Here is a 23,079-nt window from a genome sequence, read left to right on the forward strand (position 1 = left end):
CAATGAGAATCGTATTTATTTGATTTATAGTTGGTTTTCGTCTACTAAATCTACTTCTACTTTAAGGTTTTCAATGATGAATTCCTGCCGGTCAGGGGTATTTTTCCCCATATAAAATTTCAATAATTCCTCTATGGAAAGCGCCTTATCCAGCATGACAGGTTCCAGGCGGATATCATCCCCAATAAAATGCTGGAACTCATCCGGGGAGATTTCTCCTAATCCCTTGAACCGGGTAATTTCGGGCTTCCCGGTTAATTTCTGGATAGCCTCTCTCTTTTCATCCTCACTATAGCAATAGATGGTCTCTTTCTTGTTCCTGACCCTGAAGAGTGGAGTCTGCAAGATATACAAATGGTTTTCCTTGATCAGTTCCGGGAAAAACTGCAGGAAGAAGGTGATCAGCAGTAACCGGATATGCATCCCGTCTACATCCGCATCCGTAGCGATCACAATATTATTGTAACGAAGATCCTCCATGGATTCCTCAATATTCAGGGCAGCCTGGAGTAAGTTGAACTCCTCGTTCTCGTATACGATCTTCTTAGACATCCCGAAAGAATTCAGAGGCTTCCCCCTTAAGCTGAACACTGCCTGGGTGTTCACATCCCGGGATTTGGTAATAGATCCCGAGGCGGAATCTCCCTCCGTAATAAATAGAGTGGTCTCCAGTCGGCGATCGTTCTTCATGTCCCCGAGGTGTACCCGGCAATCCCTTAATTTCTTATTATGCAGGCTGGCTTTCTTAGCACGATCCCTGGCCAGTTTCCGGATACCGGACAACTCTTTCCGTTCTTTCTCGGCCTGCATGATCTTTCGCTGGATCTTTTCTGCCGTTTCCGGGTTCTTGTGCAGGTAGTTGTCCAGCTGCTTCCCGATAAAATCATTGATATATGTCCGGACCGTAGGCAGGTTTCCTCCCATATCCGTGGATCCCAGTTTTGTTTTGGTCTGGCTTTCAAATACCGGCTCCATGACCTTGATAGAGATCGCTGCAATGATCGATTTACGGATATCCGAAGCATCGTAATTCTTACCGTAGAAATCCCGGAAGGTCTTTACAACCGCTTCCCGGAAGGCAGCCTGGTGTGTACCTCCCTGGGTGGTATTCTGTCCGTTAACAAAAGAATGGTATTCTTCACTGTACTGCGTCCGGCTATGGGTAAGTGCCACTTCGATGTCCTCCCCCTTAAGATGAATGATAGGGTACAGGAGATCTGTCTCACTGTTATTGTCTTCCAGCAGATCCTTTAACCCGTTTTCCGAGTAAAATTTTTCTCCATTAAAGATGATCGTCAGTCCGGGGTTCAGGTAGACGTAATTCTTAAGCATGCGTTCCACATACTCGTTACGATACTTATATTTTTTAAAGATAGATTCGTCCGGGCAGAACATTACTTTGGTTCCCCTTCTGCGGGAGGTCTCCTCCAGCATCTCTTCATCCTGCAGATCACCCTGGCTGAATTCTGCTGATTTGGATTTTCCATCCCGGGTCGATTCTACCTTAAAATAGGAAGAAAGGGCATTCACGGCCTTGGTACCTACCCCGTTAAGCCCAACCGATTTTTTAAACGCCCGGGTATCGTATTTACCCCCGGTGTTCATCTTGGAGACTACGTCGACAACTTTTCCAAGGGGTATACCCCGGCCGTAGTCGCGTACGGTAACCCTGTCGCCATTGATAGAGATCTCAATGGTCTTCCCTGCGCCCATCACAAATTCATCGATACAGTTATCAATGACCTCTTTTAGCAGGATATAGATCCCGTCATCGGCCGAGGAGCCATCACCGAGTTTACCGATGTACATCCCGGGACGCATCCGGATGTGTTCTTTCCAGTCTAATGACCTTATGTTATCTTCTGTATACTGGGTATCCGACATGTTTAAGGGGGTTAACCCCGCTAATATAAAATTTCGGGGGAATAATCAAAATTAAAGTAATTAACAATGCCAGCGCCATTTGTTGATAGGCCCTGGTACAGAATCATTTAATCCGGGTGTCAGATATGTAAAAGAGTGATAAAAGTTTAGACATTAAAACGGAAATGCATCACATCACCGTCCTTCACTTTATACTCTTTTCCTTCTACCCGCATTTTCCCGGCTTCCTTTACTTTAGCTTCACTGCCATAATTTACGTAATCATCGTATGCGATGACCTCGGCACGGATAAATCCTTTTTCAAAATCGGTATGGATCACTCCGGCTGCCTGGGGTGCAGTAGCATCTATAGGGATGGTCCAGGCCCTTACTTCTTTTTCCCCTGCCGTAAAGTAGGTCTGAAGATTGAGCAGGGAATAAGCTGAACGGATCAACTTGGCCGATCCTGGTTCTGTAAGCCCAAGATCATCCAGGAACATCTGTCGTTCTTCATAAGTATCCAGTTCCGTAATATCAGCTTCTGTACCTACGGCAAGTACTAATACTTCCGCATTTTCCTCAGCAACTGCTTTCTTTACCTTCTCCACGTAAGCATTGCCATCTACGGCAGATCCTTCATCTACGTTACATACGTAAAGTACGGGCTTATCTGTAATTAGCTGTAATGGCCTTACGAATTCTTCCCGGTCTTCTTCACTTACGGTAATAGCACGGATACTTTTACCGGCTTCCAGCCCGGTCTTCAGTTGCTGCAGCACTACCTGCTCCTTCTGGGCATCTTTGTTCCCCGTTTTAGCGACCCTGGCAACTTTCTCCAGTTTCTTTTCAACAGTTTCCAGGTCTTTCAACTGCAGTTCCATGTCAATGGTCTCCTTATCCCTGATTGGGTCAACAGAACCATCCACGTGAACCACGTTATCGTCCTCAAAACAGCGCAATACATGCAAAATCGCATCGGTTTCCCTTATGTTTCCAAGGAACTGGTTTCCCAATCCCTCGCCTTTGCTTGCTCCTTTTACCAGCCCGGCAATATCTACGATCTCCACGGTTGCAGGCACTACCCGCTCCGGGTTCACAAGAGATTCCAGCTTCTCGAGTCTCGGATCCGGTACGTTTACCACCCCGATATTAGGCTCAATAGTACAAAAAGGGAAATTGGCACTCTGGGCCTTGGCGTTTGACAAACAATTAAAAAGGGTTGATTTACCCACATTGGGCAATCCTACGATTCCTGCTTTCATTAAGGGATTTTTTTAACGGCGCAAATATAGTGCTTCTTATGATTAATACAGTTATGTATCCCTACTTAAGGAATTTTACTAATTTAACCGCTTAACCAATTAACAGATTATATATGAAAATTTCAATTTTGTTTCTTCTGAGTTTTCTTTCGGCAGTTTCCCTTATAAGAGCCCAGGAAAGTATTTCAGGAACAGTGAAAGATGATGCCGGCGAACCCCTGGTCGGTGTTAATATAGTTGTCAAAGGAACTACGCGGGGCACTACGACCGACTTTGACGGTATCTACCGGATCGATGCTGACGGTGATGACGTGCTTGTATTCAGTTATATAGGGTACAATACAATTGAAGAACCGGTAAACAACCGCAGCACAGTTGATGTTACGCTGATGGAAGGCGTCGCCCTGGACGAAGTCCAGATCGTTGGCTCGAGAAGCCCGAAACGGACTTCCACCGATACCGCTGTTCCGGTAGATGTGATCGATGTGGCCGAGGTCACTACCCAAAGTGGCCGGATAGAAGTAAATGAACTGCTGCAATATGCCGCACCCTCCTTCAACGCTAACAAGCAATCAGGATCAGACGGTGCAGACCATATAGACCCTGCAACGTTAAGAGGACTTGGTCCCGACCAGACTCTGGTTCTTATCAACGGAAAAAGAAGGCATCAGTCTTCCCTTATCAATATTTTTGGAACCCGGGGACGGGGAAATACCGGAACCGACCTTAATGCCATCCCGGCCGCTGCGATCAAGCGTATAGAAATTCTTCGTGACGGGGCCTCGGCACAGTATGGTTCGGACGCTATTGCAGGTGTGATCAACATTGTCCTGAAAGACCGCACCGATGGTGTATCCGGAGTCGTAAGCTACGGCGCATACAATACCAATGCGGATGTGGATGTCTCAGACTACGAAGCAGATGATTACGGGGTCTGGAACACTGATGGATTCCGTCTCGATACAGAACGCGATGGTAATGCCATTGGTAAAGACAAGAATTTTGACGGTGGGTCTGTAAAGGCCGCAGTAAATTACGGGGTAGGTATTGGTGAAAAAGGCTATGCCAATTTTACTATGGAATATATTAGTAAGAACAAGACCTTAAGACCTGCTTTTGATTTCAGGAAAGGTTTTGGGGAAGCGGCGATCGATGGTCTGAACCTTATGGTGAATGCAGCCATCCCTGTATCTGAGAACACAGAGTTCTATGCCTTTGGAGGCCGAAACTACCGGGATACGGACGCTTATGCATTTACCAGGAACGGCGGTGCCAGGGTTATACCGGAAATCTATCCGAATGGCTTCACACCCAGGATCACTTCCAATATTACCGATAATGCCATTACTGCCGGATTTCGTACAGTTTTGGATAACGACTGGAAGGTTGACCTGAGTAATTCCTATGGGAAGAACAATTTCCACTATTTTATTAAAGGAACTCTCAATGCTTCCCTCGGTGAAGTTTCTCCAACAGATTTTGATGCCGGTGGTCACAGCCTGAGCCAGAATACGACCAACCTTGATTTCTCCAAATACTATGAAGATGTTCTTTACGGGATGAACCTGGCCTTTGGTGCCGAATACCGCACCGAGAATTTTATCATCTTTGCCGGAGAAGAAGGCTCTTACGGCACCTATGATGAGAATGGCATCCTGATCACAGATCCGGCTAACCAGACTCAACCTGTAGATCCTATCAGTGGTGATCCGAGACCGGGTGGCTCGCAGGGTTTCCCCGGGTATGGACCGGCGAATGAAGTAGACCGCAGCCGTTCTAACTTCTCACTATACGCAGACGGAGAATTTGACCTAAGTGAATCGTTTTTACTGAGTGCGGCTGCCAGGTTCGAGAATTACAGCGACTTCGGGAGCACCCTGAACGGAAAACTAGCCGCAAGGCTTAAAGCCTCGGATAATATCAATGTACGGGGATCCCTGAGTAGCGGATTCCGTGCACCTTCCCTGGCACAGATTTACTACAACCTTCGCTTTACGAACTTTGTCGGTGGTGAGGCATTGGAATCGCTCCTCTCCCCTAACAACAGCCCGGTAACGGCTTCGTTTGGAATAGACCAGCTTAAGGAGGAAACCGCGCTGAATGCCGGCCTGGGTTTTACAGCTACCTTCGGAGCATTTAATGCAACTATAGACGGGTATTACATCAATGTACAGGATCGGATCGTGCTTACAGGTAATTTTGATGCTCCACAGATCCCAAATGTGGAAGCAGCACAGTTCTTCGCCAATGGGGCGGATACAGAGACCGTGGGACTGGATGTGGTTCTTTCGTGGAGAAAGAATTTCGCAGACAGCAGGGTCTCGGCCACCTTTACGGGGAATATCAACAACATGACCATTACGGAAGTAAAGAATGGTAACCTGGATGAGCAGACTTTTTTCGGGGAAAGGGATAAGGCCTTCTTACTGGCTTCAGCCCCGGACAGTAAATTTACCCTGAACCTGAACTATGACAAAGACTGGTTCAATGCCGGGCTTGGGTTCACTCGCTTTAGCAGGATAGAATTACTGGATTTCCAGACTTTTGAAGATCCTGCAGATTACGGGGGCTTCCAGAACCAGATCATAGCGGCAACCGATACTTATGACCCTAAAATAGTTACTGACCTGGTACTGGGCTTTGAGCTATGCGACAATCTTAAACTGAATGTAGGTGCCAATAACCTATTCAATGTTTACCCTGACCAGCAGGACGATTGGACAGAAGCCGGTGGTTACTGGGACTCTGTGCAGATGGGTTTCAGCGGAACATTCTACTATACGAGGTTAGGATTTAATTTCTGAGAAAACCTAAAAGAAACCATCAAGAGCTGCTTTAATAGGCAGCTCTTTTTTATTTTAGGAGCCATGAAAAGAATTGTACTGCAAGGCATGGCCTATGACGATAAGTCTTCTTACCAGAAGGGGCCCGCCCTTGCTCCTCCCCTGATCCGCCTAGCCTACCTAAATGATTCTTCCAACACCTGTGCGGAGAACGGGACAGACATATCGGAGGATATCATCGAAGATAAGGGAGATTACAGCATTAAAGATCATTTTGAGATTGAACGCCATACCCTGGAAAACCTTCGCGAAGGGCTTCCCCTGTTAACGCTGGGAGGTGATCATTCCATTACCTACCCCCTGCTGAAAGCGATGCACCTGGTGCATGGTCCTGTAGATATATTGCATATTGACGCACACTCAGACCTGTATGACAACTTTGAAGGGGATCGGTTCTCACATGCCTGTCCTTTTGCCCGCATCATGGAAGAGCAACTCGCGGATAAGCTGGTACAAGTGGGAATCCGAACCCTGAATGCCCATCAAAGGAAACAGGCTGATAAATTTGGGGTGCAGATCATTGAGATGAAAGACTGGGATTTATCCCTGCTACCTGAATTTAAGAACCCGCTTTATATCTCCCTGGATATTGATGCACTGGACCCGGCCTTTGCCCCTGGGGTCTCTCACCTGGAACCCGGAGGTTTCAGTACCCGGCAGCTGCTGTCTATCCTGCAATCCATCAAGTCACCTGTTATCGGTGCAGACCTGGTGGAATTTAATCCCCTCAACGATCTTAACGAACAAACCGCGATGGTCTGTGGTAAGTTATTTAAAGAGCTGGTCGCATTGATGATCAAATAATTAATGGTCGCCCGGGTGTAACATTTTTAGCTACCGTTCGTCTGGTTGTCAAAAGCATACAAGATTGAAAAATTTTCTACTAAGCCTTGGATTTAGCCTTTTCCTTTGGACCGGGGTATTTGGCCAGGAGATAAGCGGGCGTGTCCTGGATGAACAGACCAGGGAGCCTATAGCTTTTGCCACGATACAGTCTGACCGTTTTGAAGGTGTGATCAGCAATGATGAGGGTTATTTTGCGCTGCCACTAAATAATTCCGAAGGCTCGCTTACGGTTTCCTGCATGGGTTACCAAACCAAAACCCTGCCCTTAAAAAGCCTGCAAGCCGGTAAACCCATTATTTATTTAAAGGAGGCAGTGGTTTTACTCGACGAGGTTATGGTTAGTAACCGCAGACCGGATCCCTATGAGATCCTCAGGAAAGTGAAAGAGCGAATACCGGAAAACTATGTCCTGGATAACCGTTCTTACCGTTTATTCTTCAGGGAAACCTCCAAAGCAGATTTTGAGGAACTGGATATGGAAGTAGAAAAAGCAACTCATGTTAAAAAAGAAAACCAGGAAAAGACCAACCAGGAACTCCGGGCTCTGTCTCAACTGGTAAAGGATAGCCAATCCAAAAACTTCAAAGATTTTCTCGGGAATTTCCTGGTCCGGGATGCTGATACCACCAAACTAGCGGTTCTTAAAGCTACTGAACTGCTCGACAGCAGGAAGGATTTTTCCATGGATAAGGTGGAAAACAAGGCAAAGAACATTGTACTGCAATACCTGGATACCAATTTAACTTACACTGTTAAGACCGGGATCATCAAAATTGACGATGAAATGAATCTCAAGGACGACTCGGATGATAAAGACAAGGGGCATTACAGTACCGCTTCCTTGAGATCACAGACCAGATCGCTTTTTAATTATAGCAGGTTCAATTCAGGCTCCACCCTCTTGCAGCTAATGGATCCTGGGTTGTACGAATTCCAATACCTGAGATCGACCATGCTCGGAGATGAACTCATTCACGTGATCACTTTTAGACCAGACAGGGGTAAAGCTAAATACAGCGGGAAATTCTATGTCAATGCCGACAATTATGCCCTGGTGAAAACAGAATATGCCTATGCTCCCGGAAAAAGAGGGGCGAAATTCAATTTTAAGCTATTGTTAGGAGTGAAAGTTGTGGAAAACATTGAAAACGGCACCATCCTCTATAAACGCGATGAACTGGGTAAATACAGTCCCTCCTATATCCTTCATAACGAAGGTATCTATGTTTATGTTCACAGGCCTTTCAAGTTCATTGAAAACAGTCCTGCGAGGAACAAGGTTCGTTTTGATTTTAAGATGGCAGGAAACTTCATCGAACGTTCCGAATTACTGATCAGTTCAGCTGCTGCCATGCCCCCGGGTGACTACCAAGCACTAAAGGAGCCCGAAAAGGTAAGATTCCTGGAATTAAAGAAGTACGATCCCACGATGTGGCAGGATTCGGAGATACTCCAACCCTTGCAGGAAATGAAGAATTTTGAAGCGATAGAATAATTTATTCCGGGTGCATGAAACGCTGCTTGGCCATTAAAGTCTCCACAGATTCCACATGGTCTTCATCAGGTACACAACAATCCACGGGACAAACGGCAGCACACTGGGGTTCTTCATGGAAGCCCTGGCACTCGGTACATTTATCCGGCACTATGTAGTAAATTTCGTCGCTGATAGGCTCCTGAACTTCCTCGGCATCCACTTCGCTCCCATCAGGTAAGACCACCTTACCCGAAAGCGATGTACCATCTTTGTAGCGCCACTCGTCCGCTCCTTCATAGATAGCGGTATTCGGGCACTCCGGTTCACATGCTCCGCAGTTGATGCATTCGTCTGTTATTATAATTGCCATAAGCTCCTTCTTTCATTAAAGTTTATAAAACCAAAACGGTTTTATAAACTGATTCTTATACATCTCCGGAGAATAGCTTCACTATTCCTGGGAGAGCGGGCTCTTGGTTCTCCCGCATTTCCTATTTTTGCACAAAGGTAAATGCTAATCCAATCCCTTACAAATATAATGGGCGACCACTCACTTAGATTAAAAGCTTTTGTTAAACTTGGAGCATTCTTCAGGGAATTTATATCATCTGTAACACAGGATAAGGAACATGTAATTTCTAAAGATGGCTGGATCTCGGAATTCCAGACAGCTATCACGCTCGCATCTCAACAGAACCCGTGGTTCACGGAGGAGTTCCAGTTACAGGCTATAGAAAACTGGGGAGAAGCATTGAAAGAAGAATCCCTGCAAGACTGGCTGGCAGCGTACCCGCGGGCGAACGGTGAACCTAAAAGGGTTGCCCTCATCATGGCAGGGAACATTCCCCTGGTTGGTTTTCACGATTTTCTTTCGGCTTTGATCACAGGCAACTCGGTGCTGGTAAAATTATCTTCCAAAGACAAAATTTTATTCCCTTTCATTGCCAAATACCTGGAGGATACGGAACCTTCACTGAAAGATGCGATAGAATTTACCGATGGTCGTCTGACCGACTACGATGCAGTAATTGCCACAGGCAGTAACAACAGCGCAAGGTATTTTGAGTATTATTTTGGAGGTAAACCCAACATCATCCGTAGAAACAGGAATTCTGTTGCCATCCTGGATGGTACGGAGAGTGAAGAAGAGTTAAAGGCCCTGGGGAGAGATATATTTGATTACTTTGGAATGGGGTGCAGGAATGTTTCCAAGCTCTATGTCCCTCAAAATTATCAGTTTGATAAATTCTACGAGTCGATCGAATGTTATTCCGATGTCCTCAACCATACCAAGTATGCCAATAATTATGATTACAATAAGGCGGTATATCTCATGAGTGAATTTCCCATCTTGGACAATGGTTTCCTTTTACTGAAAGAAGACAGCTCTTACAGCTCCCCCATCGGTACGGTATTTTACGAGCGTTACAGGACCAAGGAGGAATTGAATATTAAACTGGAGCAGGATAAGGACCAGATACAATGTATTGTAAGCAATTCTACAGCTGAAGGTTTACCCTTGGGTAAGGCTCAGTCTCCGGGACTCTCAGATTATGCCGACGGGATAGACACGGTTGAATTCATGTTAAAAATAACGCATAAATAGCTTTACGGGAATTCCCCTGTTTGGCTGTAATTTCAGATCTTTAAATGTTAATAGAATCTACTATGAAAAAACATAATTTTAGTGCAGGGCCTTGTATTCTGCCCCAGGAGGTGATGCAAAAAGCTGCTTCTGCAGTAATTGAACTGGATGATATAGGTCTGTCCCTGATAGAGATATCTCATCGTAGTAAGGAATTTGTGGATATCATGGAACAGGCCAGGTCACTTGCACTGGAATTACTGGGGCTTAAGGACAAGGGATACCAGGCTCTTTTCCTTCACGGGGGTGCCAGTATGGAATTCCTTATGGTTGCCTATAATTTCCTGGAAAAGAAGGCAGGATACCTGAACACAGGTACCTGGAGTGATAAAGCGATCAAAGAAGCCCGCCTCTTTGGCGAGGTGGTAGAAGTTGCCTCATCCAAGGACAAAAACTATAATTTTATTCCAAAGGATTACAAGATACCAGGAGACCTGGATTACCTTCACATAACCTCAAATAATACCATTTATGGTACACAGTTTAAGGAGATCCCGAAGACAGATCTTCCCTTGATCTGTGATATGAGTTCTGATATTTTCTCCCGTCAATTGGACTTTTCTCAATTTGATCTGATCTACGCCGGGGCACAGAAAAACATGGGCCCTGCCGGGGTTACCCTGGTCGTGGTCAAAGAAGATGCGTTAGGAAAAGTCAGCCGGAAAATTCCATCTATGATGGACTACAAGGTGCACATAGACAAGGACAGTATGTTCAATACTCCTCCTGTATTTCCTGTATATACATCCATGCTTACCCTTCAATGGTTGAAAGACCTCGGAGGTATAGCTGCAATCAAGGAGGTCAATGAAAAAAAGGCACAGCTGCTCTATTCAGAAATAGACCTGAACCCATTGTTCAAAGGCTTTGCAGCCAAGGAAGACCGTTCAAATATGAACGCTACCTTTACGCTTGCAGATGAGAAACTGAAAGACACTTTTGATGCAATGTGGAAGGAAGCAGGAATCAATGGTCTGAATGGCCACCGTTCTGTCGGAGGATACCGCGCCTCTATGTATAATGCGCTCTCCCTGGAAAGTGTGGGGGTTTTGGTAGATATAATGAGCGACCTGGAGCGTAAAGCCTGATATAATTAATAAAATTAAAAAGCTAATGAAAGTACTTGCTAACGACGGAATATCCACGACAGGGATCACCCTTCTAGAAAAGGCAGGATACGAGGTGATCACCACCAGGGTGGCCCAGGAACAACTGGCTTCCTATATCAACCGGAATAAGATAGACGTACTGCTGGTGCGAAGTGCTACCAAGGTACGCAAAGAGCTGATAGATCAGTGTCCCAGCCTGAAATTAATAGGGCGTGGGGGTGTCGGTATGGATAATATAGATGTCACTTATGCCCGGGAAAAAGGGATACATGTGGTCAATACACCGGAAGCTTCCTCTGATTCCGTGGCCGAACTGGTTTTTGCTCACCTTTTCGGAGGGGTACGATTTCTCCACAATGCGAACAGGGATATGCCGCTGGAGGGAGACAGTAACTTTAAAAATCTGAAGAAATCCTACGCAAAAGGCATAGAACTTCGGGGTAAAACCCTCGGCATCGTTGGTTTCGGACGCATAGGACAGGCTACGGCGAAGATTGCCCTGGGTGTGGGGATGCAGGTTGTCTATCACGACCCGTACGTTGAAGAGGCAGACATCACGGTTTCATTCTTTGACGGGCAATCGGTATCTTTCCACCTGGAAAGTCTCTCTAAGGACGAGGTGTTAAAAAAGTCAGATTTTTTAACCCTGCACCTGCCTGCCCAGGACAAGTACGTGATCGGCAAGGAAGAACTGGAGAAAGCAGGATCGATCATCGGAATTGTCAATGCCGCGAGAGGGGGAGTTATTGACGAAGTAGCGCTAGTAGAAGCACTGGAAGAAGGCCTGGTCTCATTTGCTGGACTAGATGTTTATGAATCCGAACCATCCCCCGAAATAAGGATCCTGATGCATCCGAATATTTCGTTGACACCACATATAGGCGCAGCGACCGAAGAGGCCCAGGACAGGATAGGACAACAACTGGCAGAGCAGATCCTGCAGCGATTACAGGCCTGAATTACACATTGTGATTAACAACTAACACCATACAGATGACAGGAATTCTAGAATTACTACAAAGCAGTGAAGGAAGACAAATGATAGACGGGCTTTCCCGGGAAACCGGTGCCCCGGCTCATAAAACAGCTGATGTACTGAGCATGGCATTACCCCTGCTACTTGGAGGAATGAAAAAGAATGCTACTTCCGAAGAAGGTGCCAAAAACCTGATGCAAGCCTTGAACAGCAATAAACACGACGGCAGTATTCTGAATAACCTGGGTGGATTATTTGAAGGAGGTGTCAACCAGGATATATTAAAAGACGGGGCAGGAATTCTGGGTCATGTATTCGGAAGTAAACAAGCCCCCGTTGAACAAGCACTGAGCCAGAAATCCGGCCTGGATACAGACACAATAGCCCGTATCCTGAAGGTTGCGGCTCCAATAGTTATGGGATACCTGGCCAAGCAGAAATCCAAACATAATGTCAGCGATACAGGAAGTATGAACTCGCTTCTGGGTGGACTGCTGGGAGGCCAGCCGGAACAGAATCAAAGTTTACTCATGAGCCTGATCGATTCCGATGGCGATGGTAGTGTCCTGGATGATGTTGCAGGGATGGTTTTGGGTAATAAGAAAAAGAATGGCGGTATAGGCGGTATGCTTAGGGGGTTATTCGGTAAGTAACGCCAGTCGGCTTAACACTCTTTAACAAGACCATTTGCTAACCCAAATGGTTTTTTTGTATCTTATTGTAAAGCAGAAACTAAGATTATGAAACGCATATTTTACGTACTGGGTCTCCTATTGGTAACCACCCTCACCATAGGAAGTTGTGGAGGTACAAAAGATACCGTAAGCATCACGGAGGCAGAGAAGAAAGCCTTCCAGCAAGAAGAGGGAGATACGCTCAAAATAGCGGATGAAGAGACGGAATACGAAATCATTATTATTGAACCTGGTTTCCAGACCTGGCTGCAGAGTATTGCCAGGCCGGAAGGGTATTACAGCCAGACATTCCTCGAGACCAGGAACCGTATTTACGTAACTAACTGGAATAACCGGGCCTTAAGCCCTATGCAGTTTGATCCTAATCTTTACCAGATGCAGATCAACTATGAACCTAATATCGATTATGGTTACGAGGTGAATTATAAACTCTATAATTACTTTATTTATTTCCAGAGAAAATATAACCAGCGCCTTGGACCTTTTTTACCAAGGATTTAACCCTTATATTTGCCGGATACTTTTAAAGAAATATGCAGAAACTTAAAAAACGTTGGGGGATACATTCAAACTTCCAACTAGTACTGGTTTTTATCGTATTTGGAATCACCGGCTCTTCAGCGGTCTACATCGCGAAACCCTTTTTGGAATTTATAGGCTTGGAAAGAACTAATTTTCCTGATGCATGGTGGAGCTCTACCTTGTACTGGACGCTGCGCTTACTGCTTATTTTTCCATTCTACCAGGTGTTACTGGTACTCTATGGGTGGCTGTTCGGACAATTCCGTTTCTTCTGGAATTTCGAGAAAAAAATGCTCCAAAGGATGGGCCTCGGTTTTATTCTGAAATAATCTTAATTCTTTAGTGTTACAGAGAAAAGCATATAAGGTGAGCGAAATTGTGGTCAGGATCACTGCCTGCCTGCTGCTGGGCTTTTTACTGCTGCCTTCTGTATTGAAATTAGAACACTCCCTGCGTGAACACCAGGAAATTCATTGTAAGGATGGGATATCCCTTCATTTCCACGAGGCTGAATGGGATTGTGAATTGCAGAAATTCAAGTTTTCCGTATTTGTCTACAAGCTGCCGGCCCAACTTGAGACTTTCCGCGAATTAATCGCTATCCGCTTATTTCCTTCTACTTACCATTATCAATATCAATCCTTAACCCGGTATTTCTCCTTACGGGCACCCCCCTCCCTTTCATAATTAACAAGTGATTTTCGAGATTTAATTAATCAATTCTTATTAGTTATGAAGTTTCCTATAATTATAGCATTCCTGCTATGGGGCTCTATTGCCGTAGCACAATACCAACTTAATGGTAAAATTACCGCCAAAAACGACGGAACAGAACTGGAACAGGTTTCCGTTTATTTTCCACAACTTGAAAAAGGGACAACCACCGATGAGAACGGTGAGTTTTCTTTTAATGACGTGCCAGCCGGGTCTTATAAATTTATTGCATCATATATTGGATTTAAAACATATTCTGCGACTATAGATTTTCCCGGGCATCCGGACATGCTGCAGATAACACTATCCCCTTCTGCCATTGAAATGGAAGAAGTCATCGTGTCTACCCCTTTCCATAAACTACAACGCGAGAACGTGATGAAGGTAGAGCAGGCAGGTATGGCCGAGTTACGCAACCGGGGGAGCATGAATCTTTCAGACGGGATAACCAATATCCCGGGAGTAGAAAGTGTATCTACCGGGATCGGCATCGGGAAACCGGTTATCCGGGGGCTTAGTGCAAATCGTGTTCTAGTTTATACCCAGGGGATAAGACTGGAAAACCAGCAGTTTGGTGATGAACATGGGCTGGGCATTGATGATGCAGGAATAGAAAGCGTAGAGGTTATTAAAGGGCCTGCTTCTCTTCTCTATGGGTCCGATGCTCTAGGGGGTGTCTTATACCTGAACCCGGAGAAATTCGCAGATGCCGGGGATTCTGAAACGGATGCCAGCACCACCTATCACGGGAACACCCAGGGATATTCTGCCAATGTGGGGACCAAGGCCTCCGGTGACTCATGGAAATACCTGGTCCGGGCAGCCCTGAACAGCCACAATGATTACGAAACGGGAGACGGTTTATATGTCACTAACAGCCGTTACCGAACTTATGACCTTAAAACAGGAATAGGATTCCAGCAAAAAGGGTTCATTTCCTCGCTCCGGTATAATTATAACCTGGCCGAACTCGGGATCCCATCCGGGATAGGTGCAGACCAAGGGGACCGCAGCCCGCTCCTGCCTAACCAGGAGATAGGACAACATATCCTGAGCTCTGTTTCCGAGGCGTTCTTCAAAAATTCAAGCCTTAAAATGACCCTGGGGTATATCTTCAATGACCGGAAAGAATTTGAAGACCACGAGCATGAAGAAGAAGAATTATTACCCGGTATGGAGGAGGAGGAAGAAGAGGGAGCAGCTCTGCATATGAAACTGAGTACTTTCAATTATAACTTACAGTACCAGCTTCCCCGGACTTCCTCTCTTGAGACCATTATAGGCGTACAAGGGATGAGCCAGACCAATCGTAATTTCGGGGAAGAGATCCTGATTCCGGATGCTACTACTAATGATATAGGAGTCCTGGCCACATCACACTGGCATCTCAGGAATAACGATCTGCAGTTCGGACTTCGTTATGATCACAGGTCCCTAAAAAGTGAGCGAACCGGCGAGCCCGGACAGGAAGAGTTTATAGAAGCGGTGAACAGGCAGTTTAACAGTTTTAATGCTGCACTGGGATGGAGAACCGACCTCTCTGAATCCATGATAGGCCGGGTTAACCTCGCCAGTGGGTTCAGGGCACCTAACCTGGCAGAACTGACCTCTAACGGAACCCATGAGGGTACCAACCGTTACGAAATAGGAGATGCAGACCTCGCCAATGAAAAGAATATACAGGTAGACCTTGCCCTGGAATATAAGAATGAACATTTTGAATGGTATGCCAACGGGTTCTATAACCAGGTATCAGATTATATATTTCTAAGACCTACCGGGGAGTTACGTGATGGCGATGCTGTATTTAATTACGAACAGCAGGATGCCTCACTGTACGGTGGTGAGGTAGGACTTCATATCCACCCCCACCCCCTGGACTGGCTTCACCTGGAAAGTAGTTTTGAAGCAGTGATCGGGGAATTGGATAACGGCACCTCATTACCCCTTATCCCAGCCAATAGTTTTACCAACACCCTCCGGGTAGAGTTTGACAAAGGACCGATGCGTTCCCGTGAGAGCTACGCATTTATCACCCTGAATTCTGTACTGCAGCAAGATCGTGTAAGTTCTTTTGAAACGGAGACACCGGCTTACTCATTGCTGAGCCTGGGTGCCGGCAGTACCTTCAATCTAGGACAAAATGTACTGCAGTTAAGGCTAAGTGCCACCAACTTACTGGATAAGAATTACATTGCACACCTCTCCCGCATAAAGCCGGATGGATGGGCAAACATGGGAAGAAATATAAGCCTGGGCGCAACACTCACCCTTTAATCTCCAGATTTCCTGGTCTTACGGAAGCCGTAGAAGAATTGCCCCAGAAAACCTTTTGGAACTTCATCATCTCCCTGGAAACCCAGGGGGATGTTCCCACTGTTTTCCGGTATATAAGTAGTACCGAAAAGGTAATCCCAAAGACTCAGGCTGATACCGTAATTAACCCCTGACCTGCCCTCCGGAATCTCGTAAGCATGGTGATAAAGATGCATGACAGGATTATTGATGAGGTACTTCAGCGGGCCGTAAGATAATTTTATATTGGAATGGTTCAGGTGACCAATGGCAATAGCAGCAAAATGAACAATATAAGCCTGTTCCGGTTCAAAACCTCCTAATAACATTATTCCAAGGGTTTTCAATGGTTTATACAGTACATTCTCCATCCAGTGGAATCGGAAATGTGCTGCAAAACCCATCTCTTTTACACTGTGGTGAATCTGATGGAACTTCCACAGGAAACTGTAATGATGCAGCATTATGTGGGTGACCCATTGTAGAAAATCAAGGATAATGAAAAACAACAGCAATTGGGCCCATACCGGGAGTTCGTTAATGGGAATAAGGGCAATACTCTGTAAGGAAATTCCAAGGTCTCCCGCCGCTACTTCGATCATGCTGTAGATGCCGCCGATCGCAATAGCGAAAACAAAGAAATTAAAGAACATGTAAAAGGCATCCAGCCAGAAGTCCTTGCGAAAAATCGACTGGTTCTTCCTCCAGGGAAAAAATATCTCGCCGGCCCACACCAGCAATGAAATGAGGATAAGGCCCCAGAAATAATTCGTATACCAGGGCACACGGAAAAGCACAGACTTCCATGTCCAGTTCAGGTTGCCAAGGAAGGCATCGTAAAAAGCTTGGAAATATTCTAACATGATCTGCTTCTGAATCTAGAGTGCTTCTACCGTTTTCTGCTTACGGATGACATAAGTATAGATCCACATCAGGGTGAAGGTCGGGACTACATCCATTCCCGGTAAGATCTCTTCAATAAAGGTAACCACCCCAGCAGTCTTACCGGCCTGGCCCTTGTACATCCGGGTCATAAACCAGGCCGCGATGGGAGCCCAGATAATATCCAGGAACATCCCTATTCCGGGGATAAAAAAACTTGCCATCCCCACCAGGTCCAGTACTATACCCAGGATTAGGTGTTTCTTTTTTTGATTTGCAGGCATACTCATTGCTTTGAAACAAATTTAGCAATAAAGATGCCAAAGAAATTATGACAGGTCAGAGCTGATAAGTTTCAGGAATTCATTCCTGGTTTCAATTTTCTGAAATTGACCACGGAAGCCAGAGGTTGTGGTGACCGAATTCTGTTTTTGTACTCCCCTCATCATCATACACATATGGGAAGCCTCAATAACTACCGCAACTCCTTTAGGTTGCAGGGTATTATTGATACATTCCAGGATATCATGTGTAAGTCTTTCCTGTACCTGCAGCCTCCTGGCGAAAACATCGACAATCCTGGGAACCTTACTCAGCCCGACAATATGTCCGTTAGGTATGTAAGCAATATGTGCTTTCCCGAAGAAGGGCAGCATGTGGTGCTCGCATAAAGAATATAATTCTATGTCCTTGATAATGACCATATCGTCATAATCTTCGGCAAACATTGCGCTTCTGAGGATCTCTTCGGCGTCCTGCTTGTACCCCTGGGTCAGGAACATCATCGCCTTGGCTGCGCGCTCCGGGGTCTTTATCAGTCCTTCCCTGTCCACATCTTCCCCCAGGTCTGTGATGATCTGTTGAAAATGACTCCTGACTTCGTTGGTCAGTTCTATATTATACTCTTCTAAACTTCTGTATGGTCCCATGGTCAAAATCTCAGTTTCTGTCATGTTTATACTTTTCTTCGATTCGTTAAACAAATGTACGTACTAGTCAGCACGCACAATTTTATTTAACGTTTCCTTGGTAAGATAAACAGCACACCCGGCAAAATTACAGCTTTTTAACAGATAGCCTTGCTCCAATAACATTTTGTAGTATTAGGGGTAATGATTACTTTCATGCCCCTAAAAGACAAGCATGATCAAGGCTTCCAATATTGAAAAATACTATGGTGATCTCCAGGTCCTTAAAGGGGTGAACTTACATATAAAAAAGAAGGAAGTAGTCTCCGTAGTAGGGGCTTCGGGTGCAGGAAAGACTACCTTGTTACAGATCCTAGGTACCCTGGACACCCAGAGTAACCGCAAGGATGGCCAGCTGTTGATCAATGATGTCGACATCACCTCGCTGAGTGAAAAGGAATTGGCACGGTTCAGGAACGAGAATATTGGTTTTATTTTTCAATTCCACCAGCTGTTACCCGAATTTACAGCTTTGGAAAATATACTCATTCCGGCATTGATCAGGAAAACTGCTAAGGCAGATGCTGAGAAGAGAGCGATGGAATTACTGGAGTTCCTGGGATTAACCCACCGGGTGCACCATAAACCTTCTGAACTTTCGGGGGGTGAACAGCAGCGTGTTGCTGTGGCACGCGCCCTGATCAATAATCCCGCCGTCATCCTTGCTGACGAACCTAGTGGAAACCTGGACAGCGACAGTGCAGATAAATTACACCAGCTGTTTTTTCGGTTGAGGGACGAATTCGGCCAGACCTTTGTCATCGTTACCCATAACGAGGAATTGGCAGCTATGGCAGACAGAACGCTTACAATGGTCGACGGCCTGATAACGGGTTAGCCCGTCCTTGTTTCTGTACCTATCCCTATCTTTGCATTCCCTATGACAAAGAAGGAACTCAAAGATTTTATGGATGCCAAGGTGGAACAGTACAACCACCCGAAATTCGTACAGGACGATCCCATCCGGATCCCCCGTAGCTATTCATCAAAAGAAGATATAGAGATCAGTGCTTTTTTAACCGCAACCATAGCCTGGGGCAACCGGAAGAGCATCATCAATAATGCTTACAGGATGATGGAACTGATGGATAATGCCCCCTTTGAATTTGTCCGGGCACACCAGGAATCAGACCTTGATCGCCTGGAGCCTTTTGTTCACCGCACCTTTAATACCACGGATTTCCGCACCTTTGTCCGTGGACTCCATCATATATACACCCATTATGACGGATTAGAGGGTATTTTCCGGGATCATGCAACCGGGGAATCACTACAGCCCGCTATCAGTGTACTTAAAGAAAAATTCTTCGAGATCCCACACGAACCCAGGACCACGAAACACATATCGGATCCCCTTAAAGGGTCATCTGCAAAGCGACTTAATATGTACCTGCGCTGGATGGTAAGAAAGGACCACTGTGGCGTAGACTTTGGGATCTGGGACAGTGTAAAAGCCTCTGCCCTCTCCTGCCCCCTTGACGTACATACCGGCAATGTTGCCCGGCAACTGGGACTCATCCACAGAAAACAGAACGATGCCAAAGCCTTGGCCGAACTGGATGCACACCTCAGGAGCTGGGACCCTGCAGACCCGGTAAAATATGACTTCGCCTTATTTGGACTAGGTGTTTTTGAAGGATGGGGTAAAGAGCAGGCTGCAAAAAGCAGATCCTGAGGTCTGTTTCATTTTATACTGTATCCCTCAAAGGGAGCTTAAACAAGAATCGGTTGCCACGGATTATTTCATTATTTTAGGCGGACTAATCCAAAACATACCATGATAAAAAAGAATTTTACCCCTTTTGCAGTCCTGTTTTTCTGTATAGGACTGTTGACTGCCCAGAACCGGAAACTACCCATTGATACCGTAGTTACCACCAAACACAGTGTAACCGTTAACGGGACCTCTTTTAACTATACCGCCAAAACAGGTACGCAACCTGTATGGGACGAAAAAGGTGAACCCATAGCTTCCCTGCATTATACTTATTATACCAGGGATAATGTCTCTGATCGTGCATCACGACCACTCCTCATTTCTTTCAACGGAGGTCCGGGGTCGGGAAGTGTATGGATGCACCTGGCTTATACCGGTCCGAGGGTACTGAAAATAGACGATGAAGGTTATCCCGTACAACCCTACGGTGTTAAAGAGAACCCTTACTCTGTTCTCGATGTTACCGATATTGTGTATGTCAACCCGGCGAATACAGGATATTCCAGGACCATCCCTGAAACAGGGAAAGAAGTGGATCGGGAAAAATTCTTCGGGATCAATGCCGATATTGAATACCTGGCAGAATGGTTAAATACCTTCGTGACCAGGAATAACCGATGGAGATCTCCTAAGTACATCGTAGGAGAAAGTTACGGCGGTACACGGGTTATGGGATTATCCCTGGCCTTGCAGAACCAGCAGTGGATGTACCTGAACGGGGTGATAATGGTCTCCCCGGCAGATTACAAAGTAATACGGGTGGGCGGCCCGGTCAGCAGTGCCCTTAACCTGCCCTATTATACAGCTGCAGCCTGGTACCAGAAAGCTTTATCCCCGGAATTGCAGCAGAAGGACCTGCTGGAGATCTTACCTGAATCTGAGGAATACACCATCAACACCCTGATCCCTGCACTTGCAAAAGGTGGGTTTATTCCTGATGAGGAACGCCAGGCAGTTGCGGAAAAGATGTCCTATTATTCCGGCCTGAGTAAGAAAGAGATCCTCAGCCTGAACCTGGACGTGCCTACCGCTTACTTCTGGAAATCACTGTTAAGAGATAAAAGTGGATATACTTTGGGAAGGCTGGACAGCAGGTACCTCGGTATAGACCGTGAGTTGGCGGGTACCAGACCGGATTATTCGGCCGAACTAACCTCCTGGCTCCATAGCTTTACCCCTGCTATTAATTATTACCTGCAGGAAGAGCTTAATTTTAAGACTGATATCAAGTACAATATGTTCGGACCGGTAAGACCCTGGAATAATGATGATGACAATACGAGGGATAACCTGAGGCAGGCAATGGCGCAAAACCCTTACCTGAATGTCCTTATTCAATCCGGTTACTACGATGGGGCAACTACCTATTTTAATGCCAAATATACCATGTGGCAGGTAGATCCTAGCGGAAAGATGAAAGATCGATTTGAATTTAAAGGTTACAGGAGTGGTCATATGATGTACCTGAGAAGGGAAGATCTTAAAAAAGCCAATGATGATATCCGTGATTTTATCATACGTACCAGCACCCAGGGTAAACCAGCGAAATATTAATGACTCCTTTTAATAACAATATGGTCCTCATGGGACACAGCAAAAGCAGGGGGATATTCCTCCTGCTTTCACTTTTAGCGATAATGATAGGCTATAGTCAGCCTGCTCATAACGATAAAACCAATTCCATGGCTGACAGTCCAGGGAAAGATGGTCCGTTGCGGGTAGGTGTAGTGGGATTGGTGCATACGCACGTGCACTGGATCCTGGGACGGGAGGATAAAGGAGATATTACCATTGTAGGGATCGTGGAGCCGAACCGGGAACTGGCAGAAAAATACGCTGCACAACACGGTTATAGTATGGACCTGGTCTATGATACCCTCGAAGAAATGGTAACTGCAACAGAGCCCCAGGCGGTTACAGCCTTCAACACTATCTACGACCACCTGGAAACTGTAAAGTACTGTGCACCAAAAGGCATCCATGTGATGGTAGAGAAACCGTTGGCAGTTAATTTTGAACACGCTGAAGAAATGGCACGCCTGGCGAACAAACACCAGATAGCCCTGCTGACCAATTATGAAACCAGTTGGTACCCGAGTACCCATACCGCTTATACCCTGCTTCAGGGATCAGGAAGCGTTGGTATTCCAAGAAAGATCGTCTTTCATACGGGACACCAGGGACCTGAGGAGATCGGCGTAAACAAGGAATTCCTGGAGTGGTTGACAGACCCGGTGCTGAATGGCGGTGGTGCGCTTACCGATTTTGGTTGTTACGGGGCGAATATCACTACCTGGTTGTTAAATGGGGAGGCACCGCTTTCTGTAAGTTGTACTACCCAGCAGTTTAAACCGGAGAAATATCCGGATGTGGAAGATGAAGCAACTATTGTCCTGACCTACCCGGATATCCAGGTGATCATACAGGCCTCCTGGAATTGGCCACATGCAGTGAAAGATATGGAAATCTACGGCACACTAGGCTCCCTCCGCTGCCCGGATGGTAAGACCGTGATCAGCAGGAAGGCGGGCGACAAGCCTGAACAATTATTGCAGCCTCAACCCCTGCCCCAAGGAAGTGATGACCCTTTTTCCCTTTTGGCCAAAGTGGTCCTGGAAGATTATCAACTCCCTGAATTTGACCTGAGCAGCCTGGAGAATAACCTGCTCGTGATGCAGATCCTGGAAGCTGCCAAAGCATCTGCAGCCCGGGGAGAGACTATATACTGGAGCGAATTTTTTACAGAAGAATAATGCAACACGGCAACGAACAATTAAGAGACCCACGGAAAATTTTCAAAACCTTACAGCTGGTTCATCTCATCCTGGTGTTCGGAATGTTTGCCTTTGCCGTGTTTACCTATTTTATCCAGGAAAACCTAAGACTGGATGCCATGAGCGGTGGCAGTATGGCGATATACCTGGTGCCGGTACTTGGCTTGGCTGGTTATTTTGGCAGCCAGTGGGTCTACCGGAAGCTCCTGGTCTCTGTCAGGCCCCATCACCCCTTATCCCAGAAACTTACACGCTTCCAGTCGGCTTCTTACCTGCAGTACACCTGCCTGGAGATCCCTGCCCTATGCGCCCTGCTCGCCTATTTATACGACGGCTTTGTCCTGCACCTGGCTATCGCAGCATTCCTGATCCTCTATATGTATTCCAGGAAACCTACAGTTAAGAAATTAAAAGAAGCCTTGCCTTTGACCACGGAGGAACTCCGTTTATTGGAATAGCCAACCAGCTGTTTCGTCCGGATACGGATAATC

Annotated in this window: 22 protein-coding genes; 16 read left to right on the plus strand and 6 right to left on the minus strand. The window is 46.0% G+C overall.

Annotated elements, in window-relative coordinates:
- Nucleotides 1–24: 24 nt before the first annotated feature.
- Both CLV82_RS10795 and ychF read right to left on the minus strand, forming a co-directional pair.
- A complete protein-coding gene (locus tag CLV82_RS10795; protein ID WP_133644308.1) occupies nt 25–1,884 on the minus strand; it encodes a DNA topoisomerase IV subunit B in 1,860 nt (619 codons plus the stop codon).
- Between the two features lie 146 nt (nt 1,885–2,030).
- A complete protein-coding gene (gene ychF / locus CLV82_RS10800) occupies nt 2,031–3,125 on the minus strand; it encodes a redox-regulated ATPase YchF (protein ID WP_133644309.1) in 1,095 nt (364 codons plus the stop codon).
- A 113-nt stretch (nt 3,126–3,238) separates the two neighbouring features.
- On the opposite strand from ychF, the gene CLV82_RS10805 reads away from it, so the two are divergent.
- The 3 genes from CLV82_RS10805 (at nt 3,239) to CLV82_RS10815 (ending at nt 8,309) form a co-directional block, all read left to right on the plus strand.
- The gene (locus CLV82_RS10805) at nt 3,239–5,929 is read left to right on the plus strand and encodes a TonB-dependent receptor (RefSeq protein WP_133644310.1); all 2,691 of its coding nucleotides are present in this window, start codon (nt 3,239–3,241) and stop codon (nt 5,927–5,929) included.
- A gap of 63 nt (nt 5,930–5,992) precedes the next feature.
- On the plus strand, nt 5,993–6,772 hold the full coding sequence (locus CLV82_RS10810; protein ID WP_133644311.1) for an agmatinase family protein: 780 nt from the start codon (nt 5,993–5,995) through the stop codon (nt 6,770–6,772).
- A 64-nt stretch (nt 6,773–6,836) separates the two neighbouring features.
- Complete coding sequence (locus CLV82_RS10815; protein WP_166636706.1) at nt 6,837–8,309, plus strand: carboxypeptidase-like regulatory domain-containing protein; 1,473 nt, start codon at nt 6,837–6,839, stop codon at nt 8,307–8,309.
- Nucleotide 8,310: 1 nt separating this feature from the next.
- Here the strand turns inward: CLV82_RS10815 and CLV82_RS10820 are convergent, their stop codons facing one another.
- Complete coding sequence (locus tag CLV82_RS10820; protein ID WP_133644313.1) at nt 8,311–8,661, minus strand: 4Fe-4S dicluster domain-containing protein; 351 nt, start codon at nt 8,659–8,661, stop codon at nt 8,311–8,313.
- 168 nt (nt 8,662–8,829) lie between these two features.
- Between CLV82_RS10820 and CLV82_RS10825 the strand changes: the two genes are divergently transcribed.
- The 8 genes from CLV82_RS10825 (at nt 8,830) to CLV82_RS10860 (ending at nt 16,229) form a co-directional block, all read left to right on the plus strand.
- A complete protein-coding gene (locus CLV82_RS10825) occupies nt 8,830–9,897 on the plus strand; it encodes an acyl-CoA reductase (RefSeq protein ID WP_133644314.1) in 1,068 nt (355 codons plus the stop codon).
- Between the two features lie 62 nt (nt 9,898–9,959).
- Nucleotides 9,960–11,024 carry a 3-phosphoserine/phosphohydroxythreonine transaminase gene (gene serC, locus CLV82_RS10830; RefSeq protein ID WP_133644315.1) on the plus strand — a complete coding sequence of 355 codons (1,065 nt, stop codon included), beginning with the start codon at nt 9,960–9,962 and terminating at the stop codon, nt 11,022–11,024.
- A gap of 25 nt (nt 11,025–11,049) precedes the next feature.
- A complete protein-coding gene (locus CLV82_RS10835; protein ID WP_133644316.1) occupies nt 11,050–12,003 on the plus strand; it encodes a D-2-hydroxyacid dehydrogenase in 954 nt (317 codons plus the stop codon).
- Nucleotides 12,004–12,038: 35 nt separating this feature from the next.
- Nucleotides 12,039–12,674, plus strand: coding sequence for a DUF937 domain-containing protein (locus CLV82_RS10840; protein ID WP_133644317.1), 636 nt, complete (start codon nt 12,039–12,041; stop codon nt 12,672–12,674).
- An 87-nt stretch (nt 12,675–12,761) separates the two neighbouring features.
- The gene (locus tag CLV82_RS10845) at nt 12,762–13,217 is read left to right on the plus strand and encodes a DUF6146 family protein (protein ID WP_133644318.1); all 456 of its coding nucleotides are present in this window, start codon (nt 12,762–12,764) and stop codon (nt 13,215–13,217) included.
- 32 nt (nt 13,218–13,249) lie between these two features.
- Entirely contained in the window at nt 13,250–13,567 is a 318-nt protein-coding gene (locus tag CLV82_RS10850) for a DUF6787 family protein (RefSeq protein WP_133644319.1), read from the plus strand.
- Between the two features lie 37 nt (nt 13,568–13,604).
- Nucleotides 13,605–13,925, plus strand: coding sequence for a hypothetical protein (locus CLV82_RS10855; protein WP_133644320.1), 321 nt, complete (start codon nt 13,605–13,607; stop codon nt 13,923–13,925).
- 45 nt (nt 13,926–13,970) lie between these two features.
- Nucleotides 13,971–16,229 carry a TonB-dependent receptor gene (locus tag CLV82_RS10860; RefSeq protein ID WP_133644321.1) on the plus strand — a complete coding sequence of 753 codons (2,259 nt, stop codon included), beginning with the start codon at nt 13,971–13,973 and terminating at the stop codon, nt 16,227–16,229.
- On the opposite strand, the gene CLV82_RS10865 is transcribed toward CLV82_RS10860, so the two are convergent.
- Genes CLV82_RS10865 through folE form a run of 3 tightly spaced genes read right to left on the minus strand, consistent with a single transcriptional unit; the run spans nt 16,226 to nt 18,058 of the window.
- Nucleotides 16,226–17,110 (minus strand): sterol desaturase family protein, encoded by an 885-nt coding sequence (locus CLV82_RS10865; RefSeq protein ID WP_133644322.1) that lies wholly within the window; start codon nt 17,108–17,110, stop codon nt 16,226–16,228. The genes CLV82_RS10860 and CLV82_RS10865 overlap by 4 nt on opposite strands.
- A 15-nt stretch (nt 17,111–17,125) precedes the next feature.
- On the minus strand, nt 17,126–17,413 hold the full coding sequence (locus tag CLV82_RS10870) for a hypothetical protein (protein ID WP_317128286.1): 288 nt from the start codon (nt 17,411–17,413) through the stop codon (nt 17,126–17,128).
- A 45-nt stretch (nt 17,414–17,458) separates the two neighbouring features.
- Nucleotides 17,459–18,058, minus strand: a complete 600-nt coding sequence (gene folE, locus CLV82_RS10875) for a GTP cyclohydrolase I FolE (protein ID WP_133644527.1) — start codon at nt 18,056–18,058, stop codon at nt 17,459–17,461.
- A gap of 214 nt (nt 18,059–18,272) precedes the next feature.
- Here folE and CLV82_RS10880 point away from each other — a divergent pair, with 214 nt between their 5' ends.
- From CLV82_RS10880 to CLV82_RS10900, 5 genes are all read left to right on the plus strand, one after another.
- On the plus strand, nt 18,273–18,935 hold the full coding sequence (locus CLV82_RS10880) for an ABC transporter ATP-binding protein (protein ID WP_133644324.1): 663 nt from the start codon (nt 18,273–18,275) through the stop codon (nt 18,933–18,935).
- A 42-nt stretch (nt 18,936–18,977) separates the two neighbouring features.
- Nucleotides 18,978–19,772: a TIGR02757 family protein gene (locus CLV82_RS10885; protein ID WP_133644325.1), complete on the plus strand. Its 795-nt coding sequence runs from the start codon at nt 18,978–18,980 to the stop codon at nt 19,770–19,772.
- 102 nt (nt 19,773–19,874) lie between these two features.
- Nucleotides 19,875–21,368, plus strand: coding sequence for a S10 family peptidase (locus CLV82_RS10890; RefSeq protein WP_133644326.1), 1,494 nt, complete (start codon nt 19,875–19,877; stop codon nt 21,366–21,368).
- A 29-nt stretch (nt 21,369–21,397) separates the two neighbouring features.
- Entirely contained in the window at nt 21,398–22,567 is a 1,170-nt protein-coding gene (locus CLV82_RS10895; protein ID WP_208107978.1) for a Gfo/Idh/MocA family protein, read from the plus strand.
- Nucleotides 22,567–23,046, plus strand: coding sequence for a hypothetical protein (locus CLV82_RS10900; protein ID WP_133644327.1), 480 nt, complete (start codon nt 22,567–22,569; stop codon nt 23,044–23,046). The genes CLV82_RS10895 and CLV82_RS10900 overlap by 1 nt, the downstream gene beginning before the upstream one ends.
- Nucleotides 23,047–23,079 lie beyond the last annotated feature (33 nt).

Origin of the sequence: Zeaxanthinibacter enoshimensis, from assembly GCF_004362865.1 — a bacterium.
Lineage (GTDB): Bacteria > Bacteroidota > Bacteroidia > Flavobacteriales > Flavobacteriaceae > Zeaxanthinibacter > Zeaxanthinibacter enoshimensis.